The following is a 22,077-nucleotide window of genomic DNA, read 5'->3' as shown; positions in this document are numbered from 1 at the left end:
ATATCATTTGCTCTCTTCTCTGTCAAGCACTTTTTTGAAGAACTTTTAAAACAAAAAAAGACAATAGCAAACACACTGACACACAGTAAAAAGACACAAAAAATAGAACTTGCACTTCTTGCTTATTCATTCTTTCGCACGTCCGCAATAGCTGTTTATATATAATACCATCACTTATATATATTTGTCAAGAAATGATGGGCCTGTTCTGCCTTACGCAGACAGAAACAGGCCCTATCATCCTAGCCAGGTGTCACACGTGGACAACGTGCTCTTTTATAAGTGCCTCGATCTCGGCTTCAGTATATCCGTATTCCAACAGTATGTCCCGCGTATGTTCTCCTAACAAAGGCGCCGCTTGCGGTACAGTATCTTTATCTTGAAACTGGATGGGTGGCTTAGGCAATACCGCCGTATGGCCGTTAGGAAACTTACGTGTATATACATAGCCATTAGCCCAGGCCTGTTCACACTCTGTAATATCCTTAAAATGGCTTATCTTGTCATATACTATATCAGCGGCTGACAATAAGGGCCCCAATTCATCCCGTGTTTTCTTTAGAAATGCTTCCTGTACGAGGCTGACAAATTCCCGGGCATGCACTTGGATCGAATAAAACGTAGTAAACCGTTCATCGTCTAGGAGCCTTTCCAGCCCTAACAGGGTAAAAAAGGGTACGCGATAGCGTTCATATTCCATAATACAGAGTTCCAGCCATTCTCCATCGGCACATTGATAGGGAATGCAGACCGGACTAGGCTGCTCGTAGCGCTCGCGCGGATACGTATTACCATAGGCGGACTGTGCTGCAACAGCAGGCATCGCCATGAGCCAGGTCGCAGTTCCCAGCAAGGATAATTCTACTTTATCGCCTATACCTGTACGCAGCTGCTTATATAAAGCAGCACACAAGCCACCCACCATAACCGAACCGGTCGTCATATCGCCAAACGCATGGAATGGCATGAGCGGTGGTTCACCGGGACTGCTATAATCCTGCATGAGACCACTGCGGGCCCAAAAGGCGGCAATGTCAAAGCCCGGCCGTTTGGCTTCCGGTCCTACAGACCCATAGCCACTCAGGTGTCCCCAGACCAAACGGGGGTATTGCTCGTGCAGTTCTTCATAGGTGACGTGCAAGCCTTCTAAGGCTGCCATACGATAATTGCTTACGAACACATCAGCCCGGGCCAACAAGCGATGCAGGATAGTCTGGCCTGCCGCTGTGCGCAGATTCAAGGCCAGGCCGCGTTTGTTGCTGTTGCTTACGTCCCAGCAGGGATTTTCTTCATCTGTACAGGGCACCTCTGCAATATCGCCGTAATGGCGCCAGGCATCGCCATGCAAGGATTCCACTTTAATGACGTCAGCCCCCCAGTCAGCCAGTATACGGGCTGCTGCCGGCACAGCCGCATAGGTAGATAAATCGACGACCTGCACGCCTGCTAAAGGCAAGGTATGTGTATCCATTTACGTCCACGCTCCTTTAAAAAAAATCAGCTCCGCCTGCAGGCCGGAGCTGATTCGCTGATATTATTCTTCTTTCTTGGCCTTTAAGCCTTTATATACTTTTTCTGCTGTAATCGGCAGTTCCCTAAAATACACGCCTGTTGCCTGATGGACCGCTTCGGCAATGGCCGGGCCCGGCGTATTGATGACAATTTCACCAATGGACTTAGCCCCATACGGGCCAGTCGGTTCATAGCTCGGCGCAAACTCAACCTTAATATCGCAAACATCCTGACGTGTCGGAATACGATACTGCATAAAAGAGTTCGTCTGCAGCCGCCCACGCTTATCCATAATGACATCTTCCGTAAGCGTCATGCCAATGCCCTGCACCAAACCGCCTTCAGCCTGTACGCGGGCCAAAGCCGGATTGATGACCGTACCGCAATCGACGACAGCAGCATAATCGACGAGCGTAATTTCACCCGTGCCAGGATCAACATCGACGACGGCAGCACCGGCCATATACGGTGGTGGTGATACGGGAGAAAAATGGGTTTCCGTCGCTTCTAAGGCTATATCATTGGTAATCATGGCGGCATTGCCCAGTTCTTTACGCGTTACCTGACGTCCTGTAGCTCTGTCGATGATAGCATCGCCTGTAAAATCCAGGTCTTCCGCCTTGACGTCACCGAGCATACGGGCTGCCTTTTCCTTCATTTTTTCAATGAGCGTCTGGCACGTCTTATAGACGGCCATGCCCGTGAGATACGTAGTCGACGACGCATAGGAGCCACTGTCATAGGGAGACGTATCCGTATCTACCCCGTGGGTGACTACTTCATCGACGGGACATTCCAGTGCTTCTGCCGCAATCTGGGCCAGGATCGTATCACAGCCGGTGCCCATATCGGTGGCACCGATATCGAGGGTGTAGAAGCCGTCGTCATTGACCTTGATGGTTGCCGAGGCGACGTCGACGTTAGAAATAGCCGAGCCCTGCATAGCCAGGGCCAGGCCGGCTGCACGAATCTTGCCATTAGGCAGGACACGGCGGGGATAATTGTGTTTCCAGTCGATGAGTTCCAAGGTCCGCATCAGGCAGGCTTCAAGGTTGCAGCTCCTGGCTGTTTCATTGAAATAAGCCGGCATGACGTCCCCTTCATGAACGATATTTTTCAGACGCAGCGTTACCGGATCGATGCCCAGTTTTTCTGCCAGCTCATTGACAGCTGATTCTACCGCAAAGAGCCCCTGTGTAGCACCGTAGCCGCGATACGCACCGGCAGCAATCGTATTGGAATAGACAGCCGTATAGTTAAAACGGAAGGCCTCCGTATGATTATACACCGGAATCGATTTATGACCGGCCAGGGTAACCGTTGTCGGGCTGTGATCACTGTAGGCACCGCCATTCCAGAGAGCCTCAACGGAAATGACGCGGATGTGCCCTTCCTTAGACGCGCCGATGCGCACGTGGATTTCTGCTTCGTGCCGCGGTGACGAAACGGTCTGTGATTCTTCACGCATATAGAGCATATACGCCCGTTTGCCCGTGACCATCGTTACCAAGGCAGGATAGCATTCCATAACAGCCGTCTGCTTGGCACCAAAGCCGCCGCCGATACGGGGTTTAATGACGCGCACGCGGGATTTAGGAATTTCCAAGGCCGTTGCGACAATACGGCGTACGTGGAACGGAATCTGTGTGGAGCTGACGATGACCAGACGGCCATAGGGATCGAGTTCCGTAAAGGCCTGGAACGGTTCCATCATGGACTGCTGGGCCTGCTTTGTATGGTATACATGATCGACGATAACATCGCTGTCGGCAAGGGTTCCGTCTACATCGCCCCAGTCTTCCTTATCCTGGGCGATAATATTGCGCTTATTGTCGCCGCCTACGGGAACCATGGGGTTCCAGTCGTCTTCGGGATGGACGACGATAGGATTATCTACGGCCTGACGGAAATCGAGGAGCGGTTCCTGTACTTCGTAGTCGACCTTGATCATGCGCAGTGCCTTATCTACACACGCCGCATCCTTGCCGGCAACGAGCGCTACAGGATCGCCGACAAAGCGGATCTGTTTATCTAAAATAAGCCGGTCGTAGGGACTCAGCTCCGGATAGGTCTGACCGGCAATGGTAAAGCGCTTTTTCGGCGCATCTTCGGCGGTCAGGATACATTCGATGCCAGGTACCTTGAGGGCAGCCGTCTTATTGACGCTGCGCACGATAGCCCGGGCATGAGGACTGCGCAAGGCCTTGACGATAAGACAGTCCTTGGGTGCCAAATCGCCAGTGTAGACCGGTTTCCCTGTAATGAGCGGCAGGGCATCCTTTTTCATAACGGCTTGATTGACTGATTTCATGCGTCCTGCACCTCTTTCCCCTTAGCAGCCAAATAATGGCGCAACACGCGCATATGGCTTACGTAGCCTGTACAGCGGCAGAGATTGCCCGCCAGGTATTCTTTGATTTCTGCTTCCGTCGGTGTATCGCTTAGCTCCCGCACCATAGCCAGGACATTCATGACGAAGCCCGGATTGCAATAGCCACACTGGTCACTGCCTTCACTGGCCATGTATTGGGCAAATTCTTTTGCTTCGTCCTGCAAGCCTTCTAGTGTCGTCACGTGCTGGCCATCGATACGGGCAGCCAGGACCGCACAGGAGAGGACGGGCTTTTCATTAAGCCAAACCGTACAGAGTCCGCACGCCGTCGTTTCACAGCCACACTTGACGCTGTAACAGCCATGGTCACGCAAAAAGTCGAGGAGCATCAGGCCCGCATCGATTTCAGCCTGTTCTTTGCGACCATTGAGCCAATATTCTATCTTCATCAGGCTTCCTCCTTCCCTGTCTGTAAGAGCAGACGACGGCACAGTTCTACAGCCATATCACGCCGGTACGCTGCAGAACCGCGCGTATTGTCTTCAAAGTTCATAGAGGCAGCCACTTCTGTTGCGACAGCAGTGGCATCCGCTTCGGTCAGTCCCCGTGTACCCTCAAAGGCGCGTACCTCAGCCCGGGCCGGCCGGGCACCGACAGCACAAAGCAGCGTATCTGCTGTGCGTACGACAGAACAGGCCAGGATGGGAAAATCCGTGGCATTCAGACGGAGTGACGTATAGGCCGTGCGGCGTTTTTTCTTGGGGATAATAATCTGCGTCAGTATATCGTTGCCACCGCCCTGCTTGGCAAATTCAGCCAGGGGCATACGGCCACCGCGGTATAATTCTACTTCTGCTTCAAGCGTCAAAAACAGAGTCAGCACGTCAGAAAAGCCAAAACGGCCGAAAATACTGCCGCCTACGGTTGCTAAATTGCGGAATTGGACACCTACAATATGGCGGAGCGCTTCTTTAACAGCCCCTTGGGTAGCGGCATATAAGGCCGGACTCGTTTCTATTTGGCGCAGCGTTACCATCGCACCAAGCACGAAGACTTCCTCCGTTTCTGCGAGCGTATCCAGGCCCAGTCCGGACAAATCAATGGCCGTCTGAATCCGTCGCTGCGGCGATAAGCGCAGCCAACAGCCACCGCCAAAAACGACGGCTGTTTTCTTTTGATTCAGCTCCCAAGCCTCTTCCAGGCTTTTTGCTTTTACATATTGCGCAATATTCATGTAATCCTCCACTTGCCCGACCTGTTTCGTACTGTATGACGCACAAAACAGGTCAGGCCATCGTATATAAAACGGTCAGGCAAACAAATCCTGATGCTGTTGAACGAATGACACGGCCCATTCCTGATCGAAAGTCAAGGTTTCTTCTTTCGCCAGCAGGGGCTCTAAATCCTGTGCCAACGCCTTATAAGTTTGTTCTACGCCGCCTTCAAAGGGCAAAATGCCGGAATTGCCTTTCTGCGTATCAGCAAAATGGAAGGCCTTTTTCCCGCCGGCAAAGGTAAATTCCACTAAATCAGCATGAATGGGCTCTGCCTGGGCAGCCAGCCAGGACCGGAGCATGACCTTCATGATTTCCAGCACCCGGTCATCAAGAGCCGCATCAAAAATGGCCAGCGTTTCCAAAAGGCGGGCCCGCGTGCGGATCAGACGATACTGATAGGACTGCATAAACGCATATTCCGGCTTTTGCAGCGATTCGTGCATGGCAGAAATATCGCCACCGCCGGGTGCGTAATAAATGACCAGGCGCACATCGTTTTGTACGTAAAGGAAATCATAATCCAAATACGTTTCCTGACCACAAGCAGGACAAACAAAATGAAACAGAGATAAATCACGTACCTGGTCTTTCAATTCCGGTACTTTATCCGTATAAATGCGATCCCATATTTTAAAGCGGCTTTTTTTGCCGCACGCAGGGCACGCTAAATTACGATTATAATGATCTGCATGTTTTGTCATACTATATCCTCTCTTCTTACATAATAACCCATCTTTATCATACATGGTAATGGCCGTGCATGCAAGGCATTTCTCCACCCGGCTGGAACAACAAAAAAAGACCGTCTGCAACAGGCGGTCCCCTTTCGCTTCTTTACGGTAAGGCAAAGAGTGTTTCTGTATTTTTTCTAGCCTGGCATACGAGCTCTTCCTGATCGACATGCATGTACCCGGCCAAGGTTTGAGCGACGTACGTAATATTTTGCGGTACATTCGTCCGCGGCAAATGAAAGCCCCGCGGCGTCAAATAGGGAGCATCCGTTTCCAAGAGAACCCTGTCGAGAGGCAATATGGATACGGCGTCCTGTAACGGACCGCCCCGCCGTTCATCACAAATCCAGCCCGTAATGCCAATATAAAACCCCATAGCAAGGAGGCGCTGGAGCGTTTCTTTATCGCCAGTATAACAATGGACGACCGAACGGGGGCACAGGTCTTCATGGCCCTTGAAGGCAGCGATGAAATCATCAGCCGCATCCCGTTCGTGAAGGAACATGGGCTTATGCAGCTCTTCCGCCAGTTCAATAAGATGCTGAAAATAAAACTGCTGGTTTTCTTTTTTCGAGTACATGTGGTCGTAATCGAGACCGGTTTCACCGACGGCGACAACACGGTCATTATTCTTGATGATCTGCCGGATTTCATCAATATCAGCAAGCGCCGCTTCATCAGCTGCGTGGGGATGAATACCTGCTGTACCGTAGGCATCATGGGTTTTGACAAAGTCCGAGACCAACCGGTTTTCCCGTGCTTCTGACCCCGTGAGGATGCAGCAAATCCCTGCCTCTGCTGCATCGGCAAAGATTTTTTCCGGATCCGGGAAGGACCGTGTAAAGAGGTTGAGACCAATATCGTAATATAAAGGTTGCAATGTATCTGCCTTCTTTCCCAGGTACTCTGTACATACCGTATCAAAAGAACCTGCTCTATATAGAATAGTAAACTACTGCTGCTATGTTTTCTTTTCTGGTTCTCCCGTATTATACCATGACTGTACAGAAAGAAAAACAACCGGCATATACCTGAAAAAATCCCCCTGCCTGAACAGACAGAGGGATTTGCATTACGTACGGGCTGCGGCCACTACTTCAATTTCAACCAAGGCATCCTTTGGCAGCCGGGCTACTTCTACGCACGACCGGGCTGGGAAAGGTTCCGAGAAATACTGGGCATATACTTCGTTTACGGCACCGAAGTTATTCATATCACTGATAAAAACCGTCGTCTTGATGACATCAGCCAGGCTGCAGCCGGCTTGTTCGAGAATGGCTTTTACATTTTCAATGGAGGCCTTGGTCTGTTCCTGTACAGTGGCCGGGAAAGCGCCGGTCCGCATATCGATGGGCAGCTGCCCCGACGTATAAACGACGCCATTATACGTGATGGCCTGGGAATAGGGGCCAATAGCGGCCGGTGCTTTGGTCGTAACAATTACTTCTTTCGTCATAATACATGCTCCTTTGTTTAATTCAATATAGTATAGCCTTAGAGGGATGGATATTTTCCTTCCCAGACGATACGGCGATAATTTGCTTTATCTGTGTCTCCTTCAGTAGAAATACAGAGGATGCGGCTGTCCGCAGTAAGACCTAACTGCTGTTTCATAGCCTGCAGGCTGTCTTTCGAAAGGACATCATAGACAAAACCCGTCGTAGCAGCCCCGCTTTCACCGGAAATAACAGCTGTATCGCCTGGCAAGGGATTGCCGAGGACACGCATGCCATCGGCTGCCGTAGCATCCGGAACGGAGGCAAAATGATCAGCATGATCATGCAGAATACGCCAGCCCGTCGTACAAGGCACACCGCAAGCCAGTCCTGCCATAATCGTATCCATCTCGGTCGTTACAGGATGCAGCTGTCCATCATTGGCCTTTGCTGTCGCATAAATGCAGTCAGCCTTTTCCGGTTCGACAATCGTTACAATGGGCGCATCAGGTCCATCGCCATAATAATCGGCAAAGAAGCCCGTCATGGCCCCACTCATAGCACCGACACCAGCCTGAAGGAAAATATGCGTTGGTTTTATACCTGCCAGCTGCTGCACAATTTCATAAGCCATAGTCGTATATCCCTGCATAATATGGCCGGGGATTTCCGTATATCCTTCCCAGTCCGTATCCTGCACGAGAACCCAGCCGTTTTTTTCTGCCTGTTCACTGGCAAAACGAACGGCATCATCGTACGATAAGGCTGTGATTTCTGCGTTTGCCCCCAAGGCCTGAATATTATGCAGCCGTTCCGGTGCACTCCCTTTAGGCATATAGACGACGCAGTTCTGGTGCAGCTGCTTTGCCGTCCAGGCAATACCCCGGCCATGGTTGCCATCTGTTGCCGTAACGAAGGTAAGTTTCCCCAATTTGTCAGCTATCTCCTGACTGATCAGCCGGTCATACGGCAGCTCCGACAAGGGAATGCCCAATTTTTGAGCAATGTATGTGCCAATACAAAAGCTGCCGCCCAAGCCTTTGAAGGCATTGAGACCAAAGCGTTTGCTTTCATCCTTTACGTGAATAGACTGCACGCCCAGTGCCTGTGCCAAATGGGACAGAGAAATAAGCGGCGTAGCTTCATAACCGGGAAAGCTCCGGTGGAACGCCTGCGCTGCCTTCGCCTTTTCATAACCAAAAGCGGAAACATCCTGGCCGTGCTGTGGCCGGGTTAAGGAAACAAGTTCATAGGACATATTGTGTACTCCTCCCGTGAAATCAAATATTAAAATGGCCCGTAATTAATATATTTCGCAATCAAAAGTAATCCGAAAGATGACATAAACCAAATACAAACTAGTGGGAAATAAAATTTTGCCCATTTACTCCAAGGCACACCAGCTAGTGAGATAGCTGCCATAAAATATCCGGATGTAGGGAACAAATCTTTTGTAAATCCATCGCCAAATTGATAGGTTAAAATCATCGTCTGTCGTGTAATATGTAAAACATCTGCTAACGGCGCTAATATTGGAAACAATACAACGGCTTTCCCACTTCCGGACGGGATAAAAAAGTTCAAAATGGTAACAGCCAACAATACCCCGATAATTGCTAATTCTGTTGGTATGTTAGTAAGTACTACAGCAATAGCATTAACAATAGTATCTGTAATCTGACCATCTGTCATAACAACAGATATCGAGCGAGACAATCCAATTACCAAGGCGCCAATCATCATATCCTGACATCCTTCAATCAATACCTGACATAAATCATCTAAATTCATTCTAACAATCAAACCAGCTCCCACGCCGATCATTAAAAAGATTGCACACATTTCAGGCATATCCCAATTATACATTACAATACCTGCAATCATGAGAATGAACATCCCTAATGCATATATGCCGGCTATTTTTTGCGTCTTAGTCAAATTATAGTTGGTATTAGATTCCTGTAATGCCGCTTGTAATTCTTGTCTTCTTCTTTGATCATGTTCATACAATGGACTCTTTTCTGGATTCTTTATAACTTTTCTTGCATACCGTAAAACATAAAAAGTTCCAATAAGCCAAGTAATTGTAAATGTAAAAATTCTAAATTCCCAACCCGAATACAATGGTAATCCACATAACTTTTGGCCAATTGCAATCGTAAATGGATTCGTAAGTGCGGCAGAAAAACCTGATGCGGAACCACAGATTACTACAGCACATGCCGTAATTGAATCAAATCCTAATCGCAACATTAATGGAACAATAATTGGAATGTATACTATCATTAATTCAGGAGTGCCAATGAACGAATCAATCAAAGCAAATACAAATAACAAAATAGGAACAATCGTTAAATTTCCATTTTTAAATTTGTTTGCTAATTTTTCTATCATCGCCGGAATAACGCCTATCTTTTGGATAACTGAAAACCCGGCACCTACAAATAATGTCATTGCAACGATCCAGGCTGCTTCTACAAACCCACGTGGGATTGAAGTTAAAAATTGAATAACAGAAACAGGTGTACTTGTTACATAATGGAAAGTTGTCGGATCAACAACTTTTACACCGACATCGTTGACAACTCTATCATATACACCAGCAGGAATAATATGTGTCAGGACACTCATAACCGCTATGACAAAAACAAGTATAACAAAAGGATGTGGGAGCTTAAAACCTGTTTTTTCCATCAATTAACCCTCCTTTATTTTTTACCTAAAAATTCTAGTGCAGTCTGTGCCAACATAGCTGCCCCGTAAGGCAGAGCACGTTCGTCAATCATGTAATCAGGACTGTGCAACGGTTTATCACAAGCTGCTGCTGGATTGCCAACTCCCAGGAAAACAAAAGCGCCCGGAATCTGTTGCTGGTATATAGCAAAATCTTCACTGATCATATATGGTGCCGGTGCTTTTATACGGTCTGGACCAACAATTATACGTGCTGCTTGCCGGCACAACTCTGCCATATCTGCTGGATTTACTAGAGGTGGTAATTCTTTAATATACTCTAGCTCAGACTGTACACCATAGCCCTGGGCAATGAGTTCTGTTAAATCCTTCATGCGTCTGGCAATATAATCCTGTAGTTCCGTACTAAATGTACGCACGGTACCAGTTAGCGTCACTGTCGCTGGGATGACGTTATACATATCACCGCCGTGAATAGAACAACAGGAAACAACAGCTGTATCAGCAGGGTTTATATTACGCGCTACAATGGTCTGCAGACCTTGAATAACTGCAGCTGCTGTAACAACAGGGTCTTTTGTTACCTGTGGCTGAGCACCATGCCCGCCTACCCCAGTAAGATGGATGACAAAACGATCAGTCGCAGCCATTGATGGGCCGGTCTGAATGCCAATCGTACCAACTGGCAAATCCGGTGTATTATGAAGACCGAAGATGGCATCAACGCCTTGGAGCACTCCTTCTTCGATACAGTATTTCGCACCTGTATCGATTTCTTCAGCCGGCTGGAACAAGAGCTTCACCGTTCCTTTGAACTGGTCTTTTTTATCCTGCAACAGCTTAGCCGCCCCCAGCAGGCAAGTCATATGGACATCGTGACCACAAGCGTGCATAACACCATCCCGCTTAGACCGATACGGTATATCATTAAGCTCTTGTATAGGCAAGGCATCCATATCAGCCCGTAACGCTACGACGGGACCACTCCCATTACCTTGAATTGTACCCATGACACCCGTCTTTGTACCAATTCGCTCTGTTTCGATTCCCAGATTCTTCAGAGTCGATTCGATTCTGCCAGTCGTCTCTGTTTCTGTAAAACCTGTTTCCGGATATTCATGGAATGTACGGCGCAACTTAATTAATTGATCTGTTAACTTTTCAGCTTCTTCTAACATACTGTTCTCCTTTCACTCTTCTTAATATCTATTTTCTTCTTAATTATATGAAATAATCATGCCAATGCTATCATTTTTCAGAAACGGCTATTTCATGCGGTTTCACAAAAAAAAACGTCTCTATAAAACAAAAAAAAACGCCTATCATTATCATAATGATTTATCAAAACGATAATAATAGGCGGTTTTCTACTCTATTTGTATTTGTCTAATTTCCGATATAACGTGGCAATGCCAATGCCCAGCCTTTTGGCGGCTTCCTGTTTGCCTTCCATGGTTTCGCCACAGACGGATAAGGCGTGCAGGATGGCTTCTTTTTCCAGATCCTTCAGCTTAACAATCCCTTCTTTCCCGGCCTGGGCGGTTTCTTCTTCAGCCGGGTGCCCCGTGGGAAGCCCCGCATCGTGATAGCGGCGGATATTTTCCGGCAAGCATTGCATCGTCAGGACACCGGAATCTGCCATGTTGACCATGAACTCGATGGTATTTTCCAGCTCCCGCACATTGCCTGGCCAGGAATATTCTTTTAGAAGCTGCAGGGTGTTCGGCTCCAGGGTCATAGTGCTGCGGGAGAAAAGGCGGCTGTATTTCTTGAGCAGCATCTGGATTAAGGCCGGAATATCTTCCTTCCGTTCCCGCAAAGGTGGTATGAGCAAGGGGATGACATTCAGCCGGTAATAGAGGTCGCGGCGGAACTTGTTTTTCCGGATCAGCGTGACCAGGTCTTTATTGGTCGCGGCAATGACGCGCACGTCGATGTCGATGATTTGATTGGAGCCGATACGGGAAAGCTTACGATCTTGTAATACGCTCAAGAGCTTTACTTGCAAATACAAGGGCAGGTCACCGATTTCATCGAGAAAAATCGTCCCCTTGTCAGCCATTTCAAACTTACCGATTTTGCCGCGCGGGTCAGCACCGGTAAAAGCACCTTTGACATAGCCGAAAAGTTCACTTTCCAGCAGTGTATCCGGAATAGCACCACAGTTTACAGAAACAAAGGGCTTATCCTTGCGTGCCCCTTCACTATGAATAACCCGGGCAATAAGCCCTTTGCCGACACCGCTTTCGCCGGTAATGAGCACGGTCGATGACGAGTCAGCCACCTTGCGAATTTGCTTTTTCAGCTGCCGCATATTGTCGGCCTGGCCAATGATCTGGCTTGCTCCCTGTTCCTGATCGAGGTTAGTTAATTGATAGATAGACGATTTTACATTTTTCAGATTGTTGAACAGAAAAATATGATCATACCCGGCTAAGGGTGAATCAATCGTAATCATTTCACCGTAACATACGATTGTCTGGTCATTGGCCGAAATGGCATATTCCTTTTGGTCCAGGATAGTGTCACCCGTTTCTTTAATGGTCACCGTATGGCCCAAGAGTTCCATACCTGGCAACTGGTTGACAGCACTCGTACTGGCACCTTGGACACGGCCATCCTGACGCAACAGCAAAACGCCTTCAGCAACGTGACTGATAACCTCATTGAGAACATCCATGGTCTGCTTCGTACGCAAGGATTCCTGGTATTCGTAAGCCTTCGTGCTGATGAAATCAGCAATCGTCTTGGTAAATTCCCGATAGGCAGTGACGTTGGCAGCAACCCGCGCCTGAGCCGCCGGGTTAAAACAAATAAGGCCAATGACACCAATCCGTTCTTCCCCTAGCGTAATAGGCATAGCCAATTCCGTCAGTTCATGACATTCCTCCTTTTGGGAGCAATAGCGGCACAACTCATTTTCCTTGGGATTATCTATATAGCAAGTCTCTCCTGTTTGCAGTACATAGTTATAAATGCGTCCTTCGTTGGCCATGCTCTTGCTGATATTCGTATTCTTGATACCCGTCCCGGCAATGCGGTCCAGGCGCGTATCGACAATTTCTACATCGACACGCGTTACCTGTTCGATAATTTGTGCATATTTTATAACAGCCGGCTGAATCCGCTTCAATACCGTTGGCATACTGTCACCTCACTGGTTTCTCGTATTTTTTCCATTGTAGCATGGAAACCGGCAAAAGCAACTGCCCCATTTATCACAACAAAAACAGCCACACCATCCCTGTGTGACTGTTTTTGTCATTTTTTGCTATTCAATTACATTGCATTAGCCCCAAATGTCGCCGACTGTGAAGCCTTCAGGGAAGGGATCTGTCGAGTCGAGAACGAGATTGTTAAACCCATAAATCCAGGATTCACCTGTAATCGTCGGAATGACTGCCTTATGACCGGCAATTTCCGTTTCTTCAATCAGGTGGCCTGTATAAACGACGCCCATGAGCCCTTCATGACGGAAGGCTTCGTTCAGCTTCAATTCGCCTTTGGCATACATGGCTGCCATTCTTGCGCACGTACCGGTACCGCAGGGGCAACGGTCCAAGGCGCCGATCCACGTAGACGGGTTGTCGAAATCTACGGCACCGGAGGCTACGGTTACGGCATTCTTGACGTCCGATTTTTCCGGATTCGGGCTCGGCCCGAAGAGCTGGGAAATGGAAATCCCTACGCCCGGATAGTTCGGGTGTTCTACCGGCAGCTGATCCTGTGCTGCTTTCAGGATCAACGAGGAGATACGCGTAATTTCGCGGCCCTGATCCGGTTCCAGTGCGACCCACGGGAACTGGCGTACGTCTGCCATGACATAGAACATGCCGCCCCAGGCTACGTCAACGGTTACTTTTTCTACACCGTGACCGATATGCGGTACTGCAATTTCTTTGTTTACGTATACGGCAAAGGCCGGTACATTCTTGAACGTAACTGCCGTTACTTTGTCGTTTTCATACATGGCCTTAATGCCGATCAGGCCAGCCGGGCATTCAAGAATGAATTCATTCAGGCCTTCCTTAGCCGGAATCATACCCGTTTCTAACAGTACCGTTGCTACAGAAATGACATTGCCGCCGGACATCATCGGATATTCTGTCTGTTCCATAATGATAAATCCTGCTGCTGCGGAAGGATCCTTCGGCGGTACAATGACATTGCAGCACATGGGCGGATAGCCGCGCGGTTCACGCAGTAAGAATTTCCGCAGCCCATCGCCGTACTGGCGTAAATATTCTTCCATTTCATAGACGCTGTTGCCGGGAATCGGGCCAATGCCGCCGGTTACGACGCGCATCGGTTCGCCGTCATGTGTTTCTACGCAGTTGATTACTCTTTTGAATCCCATCTCAATTTCCTCCTTTTTACTTTCACGTGACATATATGTTACTTTATGAACTTTATTCCACAGGTGCTTCTCTTGTTTCTTCCTGTGTCTCAACCGGCTTTGCTTCCTCCAGGCAGCCATAGTTCTTTTCCCGAATGCACTTTTCACACAGCTTGAAGCTGGCGTAAATACAGGCAATGACTATGAAGGAGACCGGCACACCAATGAGGACAAACATGCCTTTGACGGAATTGACACCGCCTGAGGCGACGAGCACATAGGCTACGGTCGTAATGAGAAGACCCATGATAATCTTAATTAATTTCGGCGCTTCATCATCAATCTGCAGGTTCCGCACGCTCAGCGTAGCCAGGACGGCTGCCATAGGATCGGCGAGACAACAGAAAGAGATACATGTGGAAACGATGAAAGCGGCCATGAAAATCGTGCCAAAAGGCAGGCTGGACAGAATCTGGAAAATCGTCGTCTGCATGCCATACGTGTGGACGGCACTCCAGATGTCCAGGATTCCCGAGGTCTGCAGCTTAATCGTCATGCTGCCAAAAATGCCGATCCAGAACATGCAGAAGACAGAAGGAACGACAACACTGACCATGAGGAACTTGCGTACTGTATGGCCTTTAGCCATACGGCTGAAAAACATACCGATTACCGGAGCATAGACGAAGAAGGAGCACCAGTACTGAATAATCCAATCGGCAAACCAATGATCCTCCGGTACCAGGGAATTCATGATCGTCGTATGCATCCCCCAATGATCGATCATGTACCCTGTCGCTTCTGTCCCCAGCTTGCTCATAAATTGCGTATCCCCCAAGAGGATGACAAAAACGAGGATGGACATGAAGATGAAAATCTTCAACGTGGCCAGCCGCTGCAGGCCCCGTGCCATACCGCACACACAGGATATGGTAAAAATGGAACAAATACAGACAGAAATAATCAGCCAGACAAGTTTTGACTGAGGAATGCCCAGGAGCAATTCGATTCCCGCGCCTACCTGCATGACGCCTACTCCCATAGAGTTGGAGACGGCGCCACACAGGCAGAAGATAATCAGCGCGTGTACCAGAATCGTCAGCTTCGGCATAGGGCGGCCAAAGATTACTTCCAGTAACGACCCAAAGGACAGGCTCTTTTTCAGATTATACGTCACGATGGCAAAGCCGACGGCACAAATGCCGTACATAGCGTACTGGATGAAGGACCAGTCCCACATGGCCTGCGAAATGGCGTATATGGCTGCCTGCCGGCTAAAGGGTGTCACTCCGGCCGCAACAGGTGGCGTAGCAAAATGAAATATCGGTTCCCCCATGGCCCAAAACAGGATCCCCGTCCCTAATGAGCCGGCAATAGTCATGCAGCACCAGCTAAATGTGCTGTACTGGGGCTTCGCATCAGCGCCACCAATTTTGATGTCCCCATACCGATAGATGATAAAAACTAGCACCAGGAAAATCATGCTAAGTGATAAAAGATTGATGTACCAGCCCAGGTTATTCGCCAGGCCGTACAGGAGCCCGTTGAGGAAAGCTCCCAGCTGTTCCTGATCGAACACACCGGCGAGGATGAACAGCCCTAAGGCAATGGTCGCCGGCCAAAAGGACCAGGGATTGAGGTGCTTATCAAACGTATCCGCTTGCATCTTCATGTTTACATCTCCCTAGGAATCACAGCTCACTGCAGCACCGCATCTGCCTCCTTATGCCTGTTCCAGCAGAAAACATGAAATTCACGTATTTTTTATTCAGCTGTAAATGCCGTAACGGCCGCTTCAATCGTCGCACCTTCGGCTAAGTCACCGGCCTGGACCGTTACCCGGGCCGGTTTGTGTGTACCGAAAAATTCACTGTACACTTCATTGAACGCTTCAAAATCGTTGAGATCTTTCATATACACATCAACTTTTGCGATTGTTTCCTTCGTACCGCCGCCGGCTTCGACGACGAGGAGCAAACAATCCAGAACCATTCTCGTAGCCTTGCGGATATCCGTGACGATTTCATTCGTATTCGGATCAAGGGCAATCTGGCCAGACGTTAGAATCAGGTTGCCGTATTTTGTGCCATATGAATACGGTCCGGATGTTCTGGGCAGCTGCGGGTTCGTTAAAAATTCAATTGCCAAATTGGTCACCTTATTTCCATGAGATCTTGCATTCAGCTTATTTCTTTTCTACTGTTGCTACACCTTTTTGATAGCAAACGAGGTTGGACGGCGTGTTGTGGCCTTTCTTTTCGAAATAGGCATTGAGGCCAGCACCGAATTTCTGTGTGTCCATGAGCTTCGTCGCTTCAATGAGTGCGCCGAGCATTACCAGGTTGGCAGCACGGCTGTTGCCGGCTTCATTGGCTTCGTTCGTTGCCGGTACGGCATAGACATTGACGTTTTTCGGGAAGTCATGTTCACCTACCATAGAGCTGTTGATAATGACCGTACCGCCGTCACGCATATTGCCGACATACGTTTCATATGCTTCATCGCTCATGGCAAAGAGGATATCATACTGGGAAGGATAGGGACTGCCGATTTCTTCATCGGAGACAACGATGTTGCAGCTTGCGGAACCGCCACGCATAGCAGCACCATAGGTAGAAGTCCAGCTTACGTTTTTGCCTTCTGCCGCTGCAATATTGATGAGGATTTTACCGGCCGTCAGTACACCCTGGCCACCTAAGCCGCTCATAATAATATCTGCCATTATTGTACACCTCCACGATCTGTGTATACGCCTACGGGGAATATTTTTTCGTTTTCGTTCTTAATCTTTTCCATAGCTTTGACCGGATCGAGTTTCCAGTTTGTCGGGCACGGGGAAAGAACTTCAATAAGGGAAAAGCCTTTGCCATCGCGCTGGTTTTCCAGGCCCTTTTTGATGAATTTCTTCGTCTGTTCGATGTGCTTGACATCGTAGAGAGCGCCGCGGGCAAGGAATTCTACATCGTAATTCTGGAAGGATTTCAGCATATCTACAGGGTGGCCCATCGTATCAGGATTACGGCCGGCCTTGCTGCTGACAGTCTTGTCACCGACGAGAGTCGTTGCCAGGTTCAGCTGGCCACCGGTCATACCGAAGATACCATTGTTGGCGACAATCATCGTAATGGGTACATCGCGGATAGCAGCGTAAGACGTTTCGGAAAGGCCGATAACGTAGGCACAGCCATCACCGGAGTGCACGTATACGTTAGCTTCCGGGCGAACCCGTTTGATGCCAGTCGCTACTGCTGCGAGACGGCCATGCGGGCCAGCAATCATATCATAGTCCAAGGCGTCGAGAGACCAATAGGAACAGGCAATATCAACGACACCAATGGTTTTATCCTGCAAGTTCAGTTCTTCTATAGATTCAGCAATGAGGCGCTGAATGATGCCATGGCCGCAGCCACCACAGTATTCTGTCGTATTTACAATCGATTCCGGTTTAGCAAATTTTGCCATTTTAGAACACCTCCGTCTGCTGAACCTTGCCAGCTTTGATATCTTTACAGAAATTGACAATGTCTTCTGCTTTCGGAATGTATTTCGTCGTCAAGTAGCTGTAGAACGGTTTCTGATGTTTCATCGCCAGGAGAACATCTTCGCCCATCTGGGAGGACATGCTCATTTCTACCGTTACATAAGCTTCTACGCTCTTAGGCATTTTTTCGAAAGCCTTGCGCGGGAACGGCCATACAGTGATCGGACGGAGCAGGCCCAGTTTAAAGCCTTCCTTGCGTGCCTGCCGTACAGCAGATTTGCAGACACGGGAAGAAATGCCGATGGCTACGAGGACGATTTCTGCATCGTCCGTCTGGAATTCTTCCCAGCGCTGTTCATTTTCATACATGGTCTTGAACTTGTTGCGCATGAGTTTTTCCCAGGCTTCGAAGCCAATAGTATGATCGAGGTTATAGACTTTGTTCTTCTTGACACCTAAGGGTTTACCCGTCAGCGTCCAGTCGAATTTGTTGATATCGTGTTCTTTTGCCGGCGGCAGCGTGCATTTTTCAATCATCTGGCTGATGGCACCATCGGTAAGGATGATGACGACATTGCGATATTCTTCTGCTTTGTCGAAGGCCTGGTAGGTCAGCTGTACACATTCATCGACAGAAGCCGGTGCATATACGAGCTGACGGCTGTCGCCGTGACCACCGCCACGAACGGCTTCCCAGTAGGAATCCTGGCCGGCTGTGATTTCGCCGTCACCCAGGCCGTAACGCATAGCGTCGACGAGGACACAAGGCAGGTTGTACGACGAGAGGTAGGAAATTTCTTCCTGCTTCAAGTCGAAGCCCGGGCCGGAGGAGCTGGACATGCAGCGTGCGCCGGCAGCGGCAGCGCCCCAAATCATGCTCATGCTGGCGATTTCATTTTCACCCTGAATAAAGGTGCCGCCGTATTTCTGCATATTCGAGGACATATATTCCAAAATTTCACTTTGTGGAGTAATAGGATAGCCTGCATAGAAACGACAGCCTGCCCGCAGGGCAGCTTCCGCAATGGCTTCGTTCCCTTTCATCAATACGTAGTCTGCGCTCATTTTATAAACCCCTTTCGCTTACGCTATTGTAAATACGCAATCCGGACATGTCTTGTAGCACATGCCGCAACCAATGCATTTTTCTTCATCAACGCGGATAATCTGATATCCTTTTTTGTTTACTTCTTCGAGAGGAATAATTGCCTGTTTAGGACATGCACCGACACATAATCTGCAGCCTTTGCATAATTCCGTGTTTGGTTTTGCTTTAGCCATCTTGAGCCCTCCATTTTTGTTGAATGAATTACAATTATATGAAATGAAGCATACGTATTTTGAAACGCTGTTTTACATTTCTCTCTTCGCGTTTTATAATACTATTTCCAAATTCAAATGTCAATATACAATTCTCATTTTTGTATTTTATTTTTATTATTTTAATATTAAGCATTCTATTTCATTTTTGCCTATATGTATTTCAAAATACAGTTTGACATAATGGGAACTGTGTTGTTACAATAGAAACGGACAAATATAAGCTTATATCTATCTTTACACGAAAAAGAAGGGATTATCATGTCAACCGAAAAACCTGCCTCCTTTCAGGCAATTGATCGTGCCTGCCTGGTTTTGGAAACGATTGCCGACCAAGGACAAATGAGCCTGAACGATTTACATACCAGCCTGAAGCTGAATAAGGCATCCCTTTCCCGCATTGTGTTATCCTTGACAGAAAATGGCTTCCTGAACCGTGATGAAAAGAGTGGCGAATATTCTTTATCGCTAAAGCTCTTTGAAATCGGTGTAAAAGCGACGAAAGCGACGAATTATCCCCGCCTCATTACCAGTGAGCTCGAGAAGCTCGCTTCATCGCTACAGGTCGTTGCCCAATTCTCCGTCGAGGACAACGGCGAACTTCTGTGTCTGCAAAGTATCGATCCGGAAAATATGAATTCTTTTTCCGTCTATACCAGTGTCGGCGGACGTTCACCTTTATACGCAACCAGTGCCGGAAAAGCCATTTTAAGTACCTATACGAATGAGGAAATCATGGAAAAGTGGAATACCTTCCATGTCAAGACGATTACACCGCATACGATTACGACACTCGATGCCCTGCTTCAGGACATTGCAGAAACGCGAAAACGCAAGTATGCCATCGATCATGAAGAAACGGAACCGAACCTCTTCTGCGTCGGCGCCGTCATTATGAACTACACAAATCGCCCTATTGGCGCCATCAGCCTGTCAGCCCATAGCCTGACAGCGGAGGAAGAAAAGCATTACAGTGAAGAGCTGTTGAAAAGCGTCCAGCTCTTATCAGCCAGTATGGGCTATACTGGTCCCGTCCGATAACAAAAAAGCTGCCGGCACAGAAATTAAATTCTGTGCCGGCAGCTTTTTATGTGTTTGAAAATATAAAAAAAAGAACCACCAGGAAACATCCCAGTGGTTCTTTGTCCAGTAATCTGGCGGAGTGAGAGAGATTCGAACTCTCGCAGGCCTTACGACCTCTAACGATTTAGCAAACCGTCCTCTTCAGCCTCTTGAGTATCACTCCATATATCGCTGACTATATGATAATACAACATTTATGGGGTAATGTCAAGAGATTACGTATCGGTTTGTCTAATTTTGCAGTCAGGATTTATCCTTTCTGATTAATGGCTTCTTCCAGCCGTTCCATCTTACCGTTCATCATGTTCGTATAGCCAGGACGGATGTCAGCCTTTAAGACAACAGACGTACGGATACCTTTATCGGTAAAGTGCTGTGTAGCCTTTTTGACAACTGCCATGACGTCGTCCCATTCCCCTTCAATTTCCGTGAACATGGAATAGGTATGACACGATAACCCGGAATCACGAATGATCTTAACCACTTCTGCTACGAGCGGCGCGTATTCATCGCCTGTGCCACTAGGAGCAATACAAACAGCAACGAGTGTATTCATTTCAAAAGACCTCCTCACGTAAGAAAAGAGAAACACGTTCTTCCTTCATTATACTGTTTTCCTGCTATTTGTCCACCAGTACGGCAAGACAATCAATGCCTCTGAAGTGCCTCATCCCGTGTGTAACGGCCACTGCTGCCATAGTCTGTCTTATTATTCATAAGGAGATTCTAAATGGCCTGTACGGCCGGCAAGGGCACTACACACCGTCTAAGCGTTAGGGATACAAAGAAAAACCGCCTTCCTCAGAAGGCGGCCAAAGAATCAGATTCTGTTAGATTTGCTACATCCGTAAATTCAGTATATTTCAGGCTTTCCTTATCGGCAGAAAAAACGATTGTGCCACTAATCTTACGGCGTGCCTGCAGCATGGGGATCCAAAGGCGGTCACCACTCCACATGTCCTCATAGGGCAAGGTCACAGCTGAAAACCAGCGTGGCTCCATTTCTTCCGTAGGAGCCGGTGTACCTTGCCACGTATGTACAAGGTAGACGTAACCGATATGATCGAGCTCTGCGTGCGTGTCAAAGCGAAAATCCAGGAAAGCCACGAGTTCCAGGTCCGCTTCCTTAGCGACCAGGCCCGATTCTTCCTGCAGCTCACGTACCGCACATTGGCGGAACGTTTCGCCTGCTTCCAGTTTACCACCGAAGCCATTCCATTTGGCTACGCCAAAGCCCCGCTTTTTACGGCCCAGAAGGAATTCTCCTGCTGCATTAATGGGAAAACATAATGTAGTCGGACGCATGGAAAACACATCCTTTCCCTTATTTCCCTTTCTTTTTCATATTCTTAAAATATTCATGTTCCTTATTGAGTTCCTGGAGGATCGTATGAATAGACCAGGAAATGTTGTTAGGCGTCAGCATGGCTTTAAGCGGTACATTTTTCAGGCGGCCCCGGCGGATACTATCTAAGAGGAGATTTACGTTCTGATTATCAAAGCCACAGAGAATCAGGGCTTCTTTCGTAACCGGTTCTAATTGTTCATTTTCTCCGACATTTTCGTGTACTTTTTCGTTGCCTTCCGTCGTTTCCGTCTTCATGGATGCGATTTCTTCGATTTCTTCGTCTGTAAGGCCCAACACTTTGCCTACCGTTTCATCCTTTTCTTCTTCTGTAACGGCTTTAACCTGTGCTTTAGTCAGCATGCCCAGGAGCTTCAGCTGTTTTAACCGTTCCGGCGTAAAGTTTACTGCCAGGATCATTTTGAATGCCATAACTATCCTCCCTTTCATAATAAAAAATAATTTAAAAAAAGTCGCTGTGGCATAGTACCACAGCGACTCGTCTACCAATCAGATGCTATTTACGTTCC

22 protein-coding genes and 1 tRNA gene are annotated in these 22,077 nt (G+C 48.1%); 1 reads left to right on the top strand and 22 read right to left on the bottom strand.

Going from position 1 to position 22,077, the window contains the following annotated elements; translation table 11 throughout:
* Positions 1 to 253: 253 nt before the first annotated feature.
* The 18 genes from PGX44_RS10140 to PGX44_RS10055 all read right to left on the bottom strand — a co-directional run bounded on the left by PGX44_RS10140 (position 254) and on the right by PGX44_RS10055 (position 19,080).
* Positions 254 to 1,471, bottom strand: coding sequence for a CaiB/BaiF CoA transferase family protein (locus PGX44_RS10140; RefSeq protein WP_498855282.1), 1,218 nt, complete (start codon positions 1,469 to 1,471; stop codon positions 254 to 256).
* Positions 1,472 to 1,534: 63 nt separating this feature from the next.
* Positions 1,535 to 3,823: a xanthine dehydrogenase family protein molybdopterin-binding subunit gene (locus PGX44_RS10135; RefSeq protein WP_498855281.1), complete on the bottom strand. Its 2,289-nt coding sequence runs from the start codon at positions 3,821 to 3,823 to the stop codon at positions 1,535 to 1,537.
* Positions 3,820 to 4,293, bottom strand: a complete 474-nt coding sequence (locus tag PGX44_RS10130) for a (2Fe-2S)-binding protein (protein WP_498855280.1) — start codon at positions 4,291 to 4,293, stop codon at positions 3,820 to 3,822. Before PGX44_RS10130 ends, PGX44_RS10135 begins: the two co-directional genes overlap by 4 nt.
* Positions 4,293 to 5,078 carry an FAD binding domain-containing protein gene (locus tag PGX44_RS10125; RefSeq protein ID WP_498855279.1) on the bottom strand — a complete coding sequence of 262 codons (786 nt, stop codon included), beginning with the start codon at positions 5,076 to 5,078 and terminating at the stop codon, positions 4,293 to 4,295. Before PGX44_RS10125 ends, PGX44_RS10130 begins: the two co-directional genes overlap by 1 nt.
* A 75-nt stretch (positions 5,079 to 5,153) precedes the next feature.
* Positions 5,154 to 5,822, bottom strand: a complete 669-nt coding sequence (locus PGX44_RS10120; RefSeq protein WP_498855278.1) for a CpXC domain-containing protein — start codon at positions 5,820 to 5,822, stop codon at positions 5,154 to 5,156.
* Between the two features lie 133 nt (positions 5,823 to 5,955).
* Positions 5,956 to 6,732, bottom strand: a complete 777-nt coding sequence (locus PGX44_RS10115) for a TatD family hydrolase (protein ID WP_498855277.1) — start codon at positions 6,730 to 6,732, stop codon at positions 5,956 to 5,958.
* 192 nt (positions 6,733 to 6,924) lie between these two features.
* Positions 6,925 to 7,308 carry a RidA family protein gene (locus PGX44_RS10110; RefSeq protein WP_186504498.1) on the bottom strand — a complete coding sequence of 128 codons (384 nt, stop codon included), beginning with the start codon at positions 7,306 to 7,308 and terminating at the stop codon, positions 6,925 to 6,927.
* Between the two features lie 38 nt (positions 7,309 to 7,346).
* The gene (gene dpaL, locus PGX44_RS10105; RefSeq protein WP_498855276.1) at positions 7,347 to 8,546 is read right to left on the bottom strand and encodes a diaminopropionate ammonia-lyase; all 1,200 of its coding nucleotides are present in this window, start codon (positions 8,544 to 8,546) and stop codon (positions 7,347 to 7,349) included.
* 29 nt (positions 8,547 to 8,575) lie between these two features.
* Positions 8,576 to 9,982: a YfcC family protein gene (locus PGX44_RS10100; protein WP_498855275.1), complete on the bottom strand. Its 1,407-nt coding sequence runs from the start codon at positions 9,980 to 9,982 to the stop codon at positions 8,576 to 8,578.
* A 14-nt stretch (positions 9,983 to 9,996) separates the two neighbouring features.
* Positions 9,997 to 11,160, bottom strand: coding sequence for a M20 metallopeptidase family protein (locus tag PGX44_RS10095; protein ID WP_498855274.1), 1,164 nt, complete (start codon positions 11,158 to 11,160; stop codon positions 9,997 to 9,999).
* 194 nt (positions 11,161 to 11,354) lie between these two features.
* The gene (locus PGX44_RS10090; protein WP_498855273.1) at positions 11,355 to 13,127 is read right to left on the bottom strand and encodes a sigma-54 interaction domain-containing protein; all 1,773 of its coding nucleotides are present in this window, start codon (positions 13,125 to 13,127) and stop codon (positions 11,355 to 11,357) included.
* A 144-nt stretch (positions 13,128 to 13,271) separates the two neighbouring features.
* Positions 13,272 to 14,339, bottom strand: a complete 1,068-nt coding sequence (locus PGX44_RS10085) for a proline racemase family protein (RefSeq protein WP_498855272.1) — start codon at positions 14,337 to 14,339, stop codon at positions 13,272 to 13,274.
* A gap of 52 nt (positions 14,340 to 14,391) precedes the next feature.
* A complete protein-coding gene (locus PGX44_RS10080) occupies positions 14,392 to 15,990 on the bottom strand; it encodes a BCCT family transporter (RefSeq protein ID WP_498855271.1) in 1,599 nt (532 codons plus the stop codon).
* Between the two features lie 92 nt (positions 15,991 to 16,082).
* Entirely contained in the window at positions 16,083 to 16,466 is a 384-nt protein-coding gene (locus PGX44_RS10075; protein WP_498855270.1) for a RidA family protein, read from the bottom strand.
* Between the two features lie 37 nt (positions 16,467 to 16,503).
* Complete coding sequence (locus PGX44_RS10070) at positions 16,504 to 17,040, bottom strand: 2-oxoacid:ferredoxin oxidoreductase subunit gamma family protein (protein ID WP_186503364.1); 537 nt, start codon at positions 17,038 to 17,040, stop codon at positions 16,504 to 16,506.
* A complete protein-coding gene (locus PGX44_RS10065) occupies positions 17,040 to 17,780 on the bottom strand; it encodes a thiamine pyrophosphate-dependent enzyme (protein WP_186503362.1) in 741 nt (246 codons plus the stop codon). Before PGX44_RS10065 ends, PGX44_RS10070 begins: the two co-directional genes overlap by 1 nt.
* A gap of 1 nt (position 17,781) precedes the next feature.
* Entirely contained in the window at positions 17,782 to 18,864 is a 1,083-nt protein-coding gene (gene vorB, locus PGX44_RS10060; protein ID WP_288201279.1) for a 3-methyl-2-oxobutanoate dehydrogenase subunit VorB, read from the bottom strand.
* 18 nt (positions 18,865 to 18,882) lie between these two features.
* Positions 18,883 to 19,080: a 4Fe-4S binding protein gene (locus tag PGX44_RS10055; protein WP_186503359.1), complete on the bottom strand. Its 198-nt coding sequence runs from the start codon at positions 19,078 to 19,080 to the stop codon at positions 18,883 to 18,885.
* Between the two features lie 300 nt (positions 19,081 to 19,380).
* On the opposite strand from PGX44_RS10055, the gene PGX44_RS10050 reads away from it, so the two are divergent.
* Positions 19,381 to 20,160 carry an IclR family transcriptional regulator gene (locus tag PGX44_RS10050; protein WP_498855269.1) on the top strand — a complete coding sequence of 260 codons (780 nt, stop codon included), beginning with the start codon at positions 19,381 to 19,383 and terminating at the stop codon, positions 20,158 to 20,160.
* Between the two features lie 114 nt (positions 20,161 to 20,274).
* Here PGX44_RS10050 and PGX44_RS10045 read toward each other — a convergent pair.
* From PGX44_RS10045 to PGX44_RS10030, 4 genes are all read right to left on the bottom strand, one after another.
* Positions 20,275 to 20,365 (bottom strand) — tRNA-Ser (locus tag PGX44_RS10045).
* Between the two features lie 87 nt (positions 20,366 to 20,452).
* Entirely contained in the window at positions 20,453 to 20,758 is a 306-nt protein-coding gene (locus PGX44_RS10040; RefSeq protein WP_186503357.1) for a thiamine-binding protein, read from the bottom strand.
* Positions 20,759 to 21,003: 245 nt separating this feature from the next.
* Positions 21,004 to 21,507: an 8-oxo-dGTP diphosphatase gene (locus PGX44_RS10035; protein WP_498855268.1), complete on the bottom strand. Its 504-nt coding sequence runs from the start codon at positions 21,505 to 21,507 to the stop codon at positions 21,004 to 21,006.
* 19 nt (positions 21,508 to 21,526) lie between these two features.
* Positions 21,527 to 21,979, bottom strand: coding sequence for a DUF3783 domain-containing protein (locus tag PGX44_RS10030; RefSeq protein ID WP_498855267.1), 453 nt, complete (start codon positions 21,977 to 21,979; stop codon positions 21,527 to 21,529).
* Positions 21,980 to 22,077 lie beyond the last annotated feature (98 nt).

The organism is Caecibacter sp. AF58-12pH5A, assembly GCF_027681725.1.
Taxonomy (GTDB): domain Bacteria; phylum Bacillota; class Negativicutes; order Veillonellales; family Megasphaeraceae; genus Megasphaera; species Megasphaera hominis.
This window is presented reverse-complemented; position numbering and strand designations above follow the sequence as displayed.

Excerpts from the sequence above, each read along its gene's own strand:
- PGX44_RS10140 (WP_498855282.1), bottom strand. The coding sequence starts at position 1,471 with ATGGATACACATACCTTGCCTTTAGCAGGCGTGCAGGTCGTCGATTTA.
- PGX44_RS10135 (WP_498855281.1), bottom strand. The coding sequence starts at position 3,823 with ATGAAATCAGTCAATCAAGCCGTTATGAAAAAGGATGCCCTGCCGCTC.
- PGX44_RS10130 (WP_498855280.1), bottom strand. The coding sequence starts at position 4,293 with ATGAAGATAGAATATTGGCTCAATGGTCGCAAAGAACAGGCTGAAATC.
- PGX44_RS10125 (WP_498855279.1), bottom strand. The coding sequence starts at position 5,078 with ATGAATATTGCGCAATATGTAAAAGCAAAAAGCCTGGAAGAGGCTTGG.
- PGX44_RS10120 (WP_498855278.1), bottom strand. The coding sequence starts at position 5,822 with ATGACAAAACATGCAGATCATTATAATCGTAATTTAGCGTGCCCTGCG.
- PGX44_RS10110 (WP_186504498.1), bottom strand. The coding sequence starts at position 7,308 with ATGACGAAAGAAGTAATTGTTACGACCAAAGCACCGGCCGCTATTGGC.
- dpaL (WP_498855276.1), bottom strand. The coding sequence starts at position 8,546 with ATGTCCTATGAACTTGTTTCCTTAACCCGGCCACAGCACGGCCAGGAT.
- PGX44_RS10100 (WP_498855275.1), bottom strand. The coding sequence starts at position 9,982 with ATGGAAAAAACAGGTTTTAAGCTCCCACATCCTTTTGTTATACTTGTT.
- PGX44_RS10095 (WP_498855274.1), bottom strand. The coding sequence starts at position 11,160 with ATGTTAGAAGAAGCTGAAAAGTTAACAGATCAATTAATTAAGTTGCGC.
- PGX44_RS10090 (WP_498855273.1), bottom strand. The coding sequence starts at position 13,127 with ATGCCAACGGTATTGAAGCGGATTCAGCCGGCTGTTATAAAATATGCA.
- PGX44_RS10085 (WP_498855272.1), bottom strand. The coding sequence starts at position 14,339 with ATGGGATTCAAAAGAGTAATCAACTGCGTAGAAACACATGACGGCGAA.
- PGX44_RS10080 (WP_498855271.1), bottom strand. The coding sequence starts at position 15,990 with ATGAAGATGCAAGCGGATACGTTTGATAAGCACCTCAATCCCTGGTCC.
- PGX44_RS10070 (WP_186503364.1), bottom strand. The coding sequence starts at position 17,040 with ATGGCAGATATTATTATGAGCGGCTTAGGTGGCCAGGGTGTACTGACG.
- PGX44_RS10065 (WP_186503362.1), bottom strand. The coding sequence starts at position 17,780 with ATGGCAAAATTTGCTAAACCGGAATCGATTGTAAATACGACAGAATAC.
- vorB (WP_288201279.1), bottom strand. The coding sequence starts at position 18,864 with ATGAGCGCAGACTACGTATTGATGAAAGGGAACGAAGCCATTGCGGAA.
- PGX44_RS10055 (WP_186503359.1), bottom strand. The coding sequence starts at position 19,080 with ATGGCTAAAGCAAAACCAAACACGGAATTATGCAAAGGCTGCAGATTA.
- PGX44_RS10050 (WP_498855269.1), top strand. The coding sequence starts at position 19,381 with ATGTCAACCGAAAAACCTGCCTCCTTTCAGGCAATTGATCGTGCCTGC.
- PGX44_RS10040 (WP_186503357.1), bottom strand. The coding sequence starts at position 20,758 with ATGAATACACTCGTTGCTGTTTGTATTGCTCCTAGTGGCACAGGCGAT.
- PGX44_RS10035 (WP_498855268.1), bottom strand. The coding sequence starts at position 21,507 with ATGCGTCCGACTACATTATGTTTTCCCATTAATGCAGCAGGAGAATTC.
- PGX44_RS10030 (WP_498855267.1), bottom strand. The coding sequence starts at position 21,979 with ATGGCATTCAAAATGATCCTGGCAGTAAACTTTACGCCGGAACGGTTA.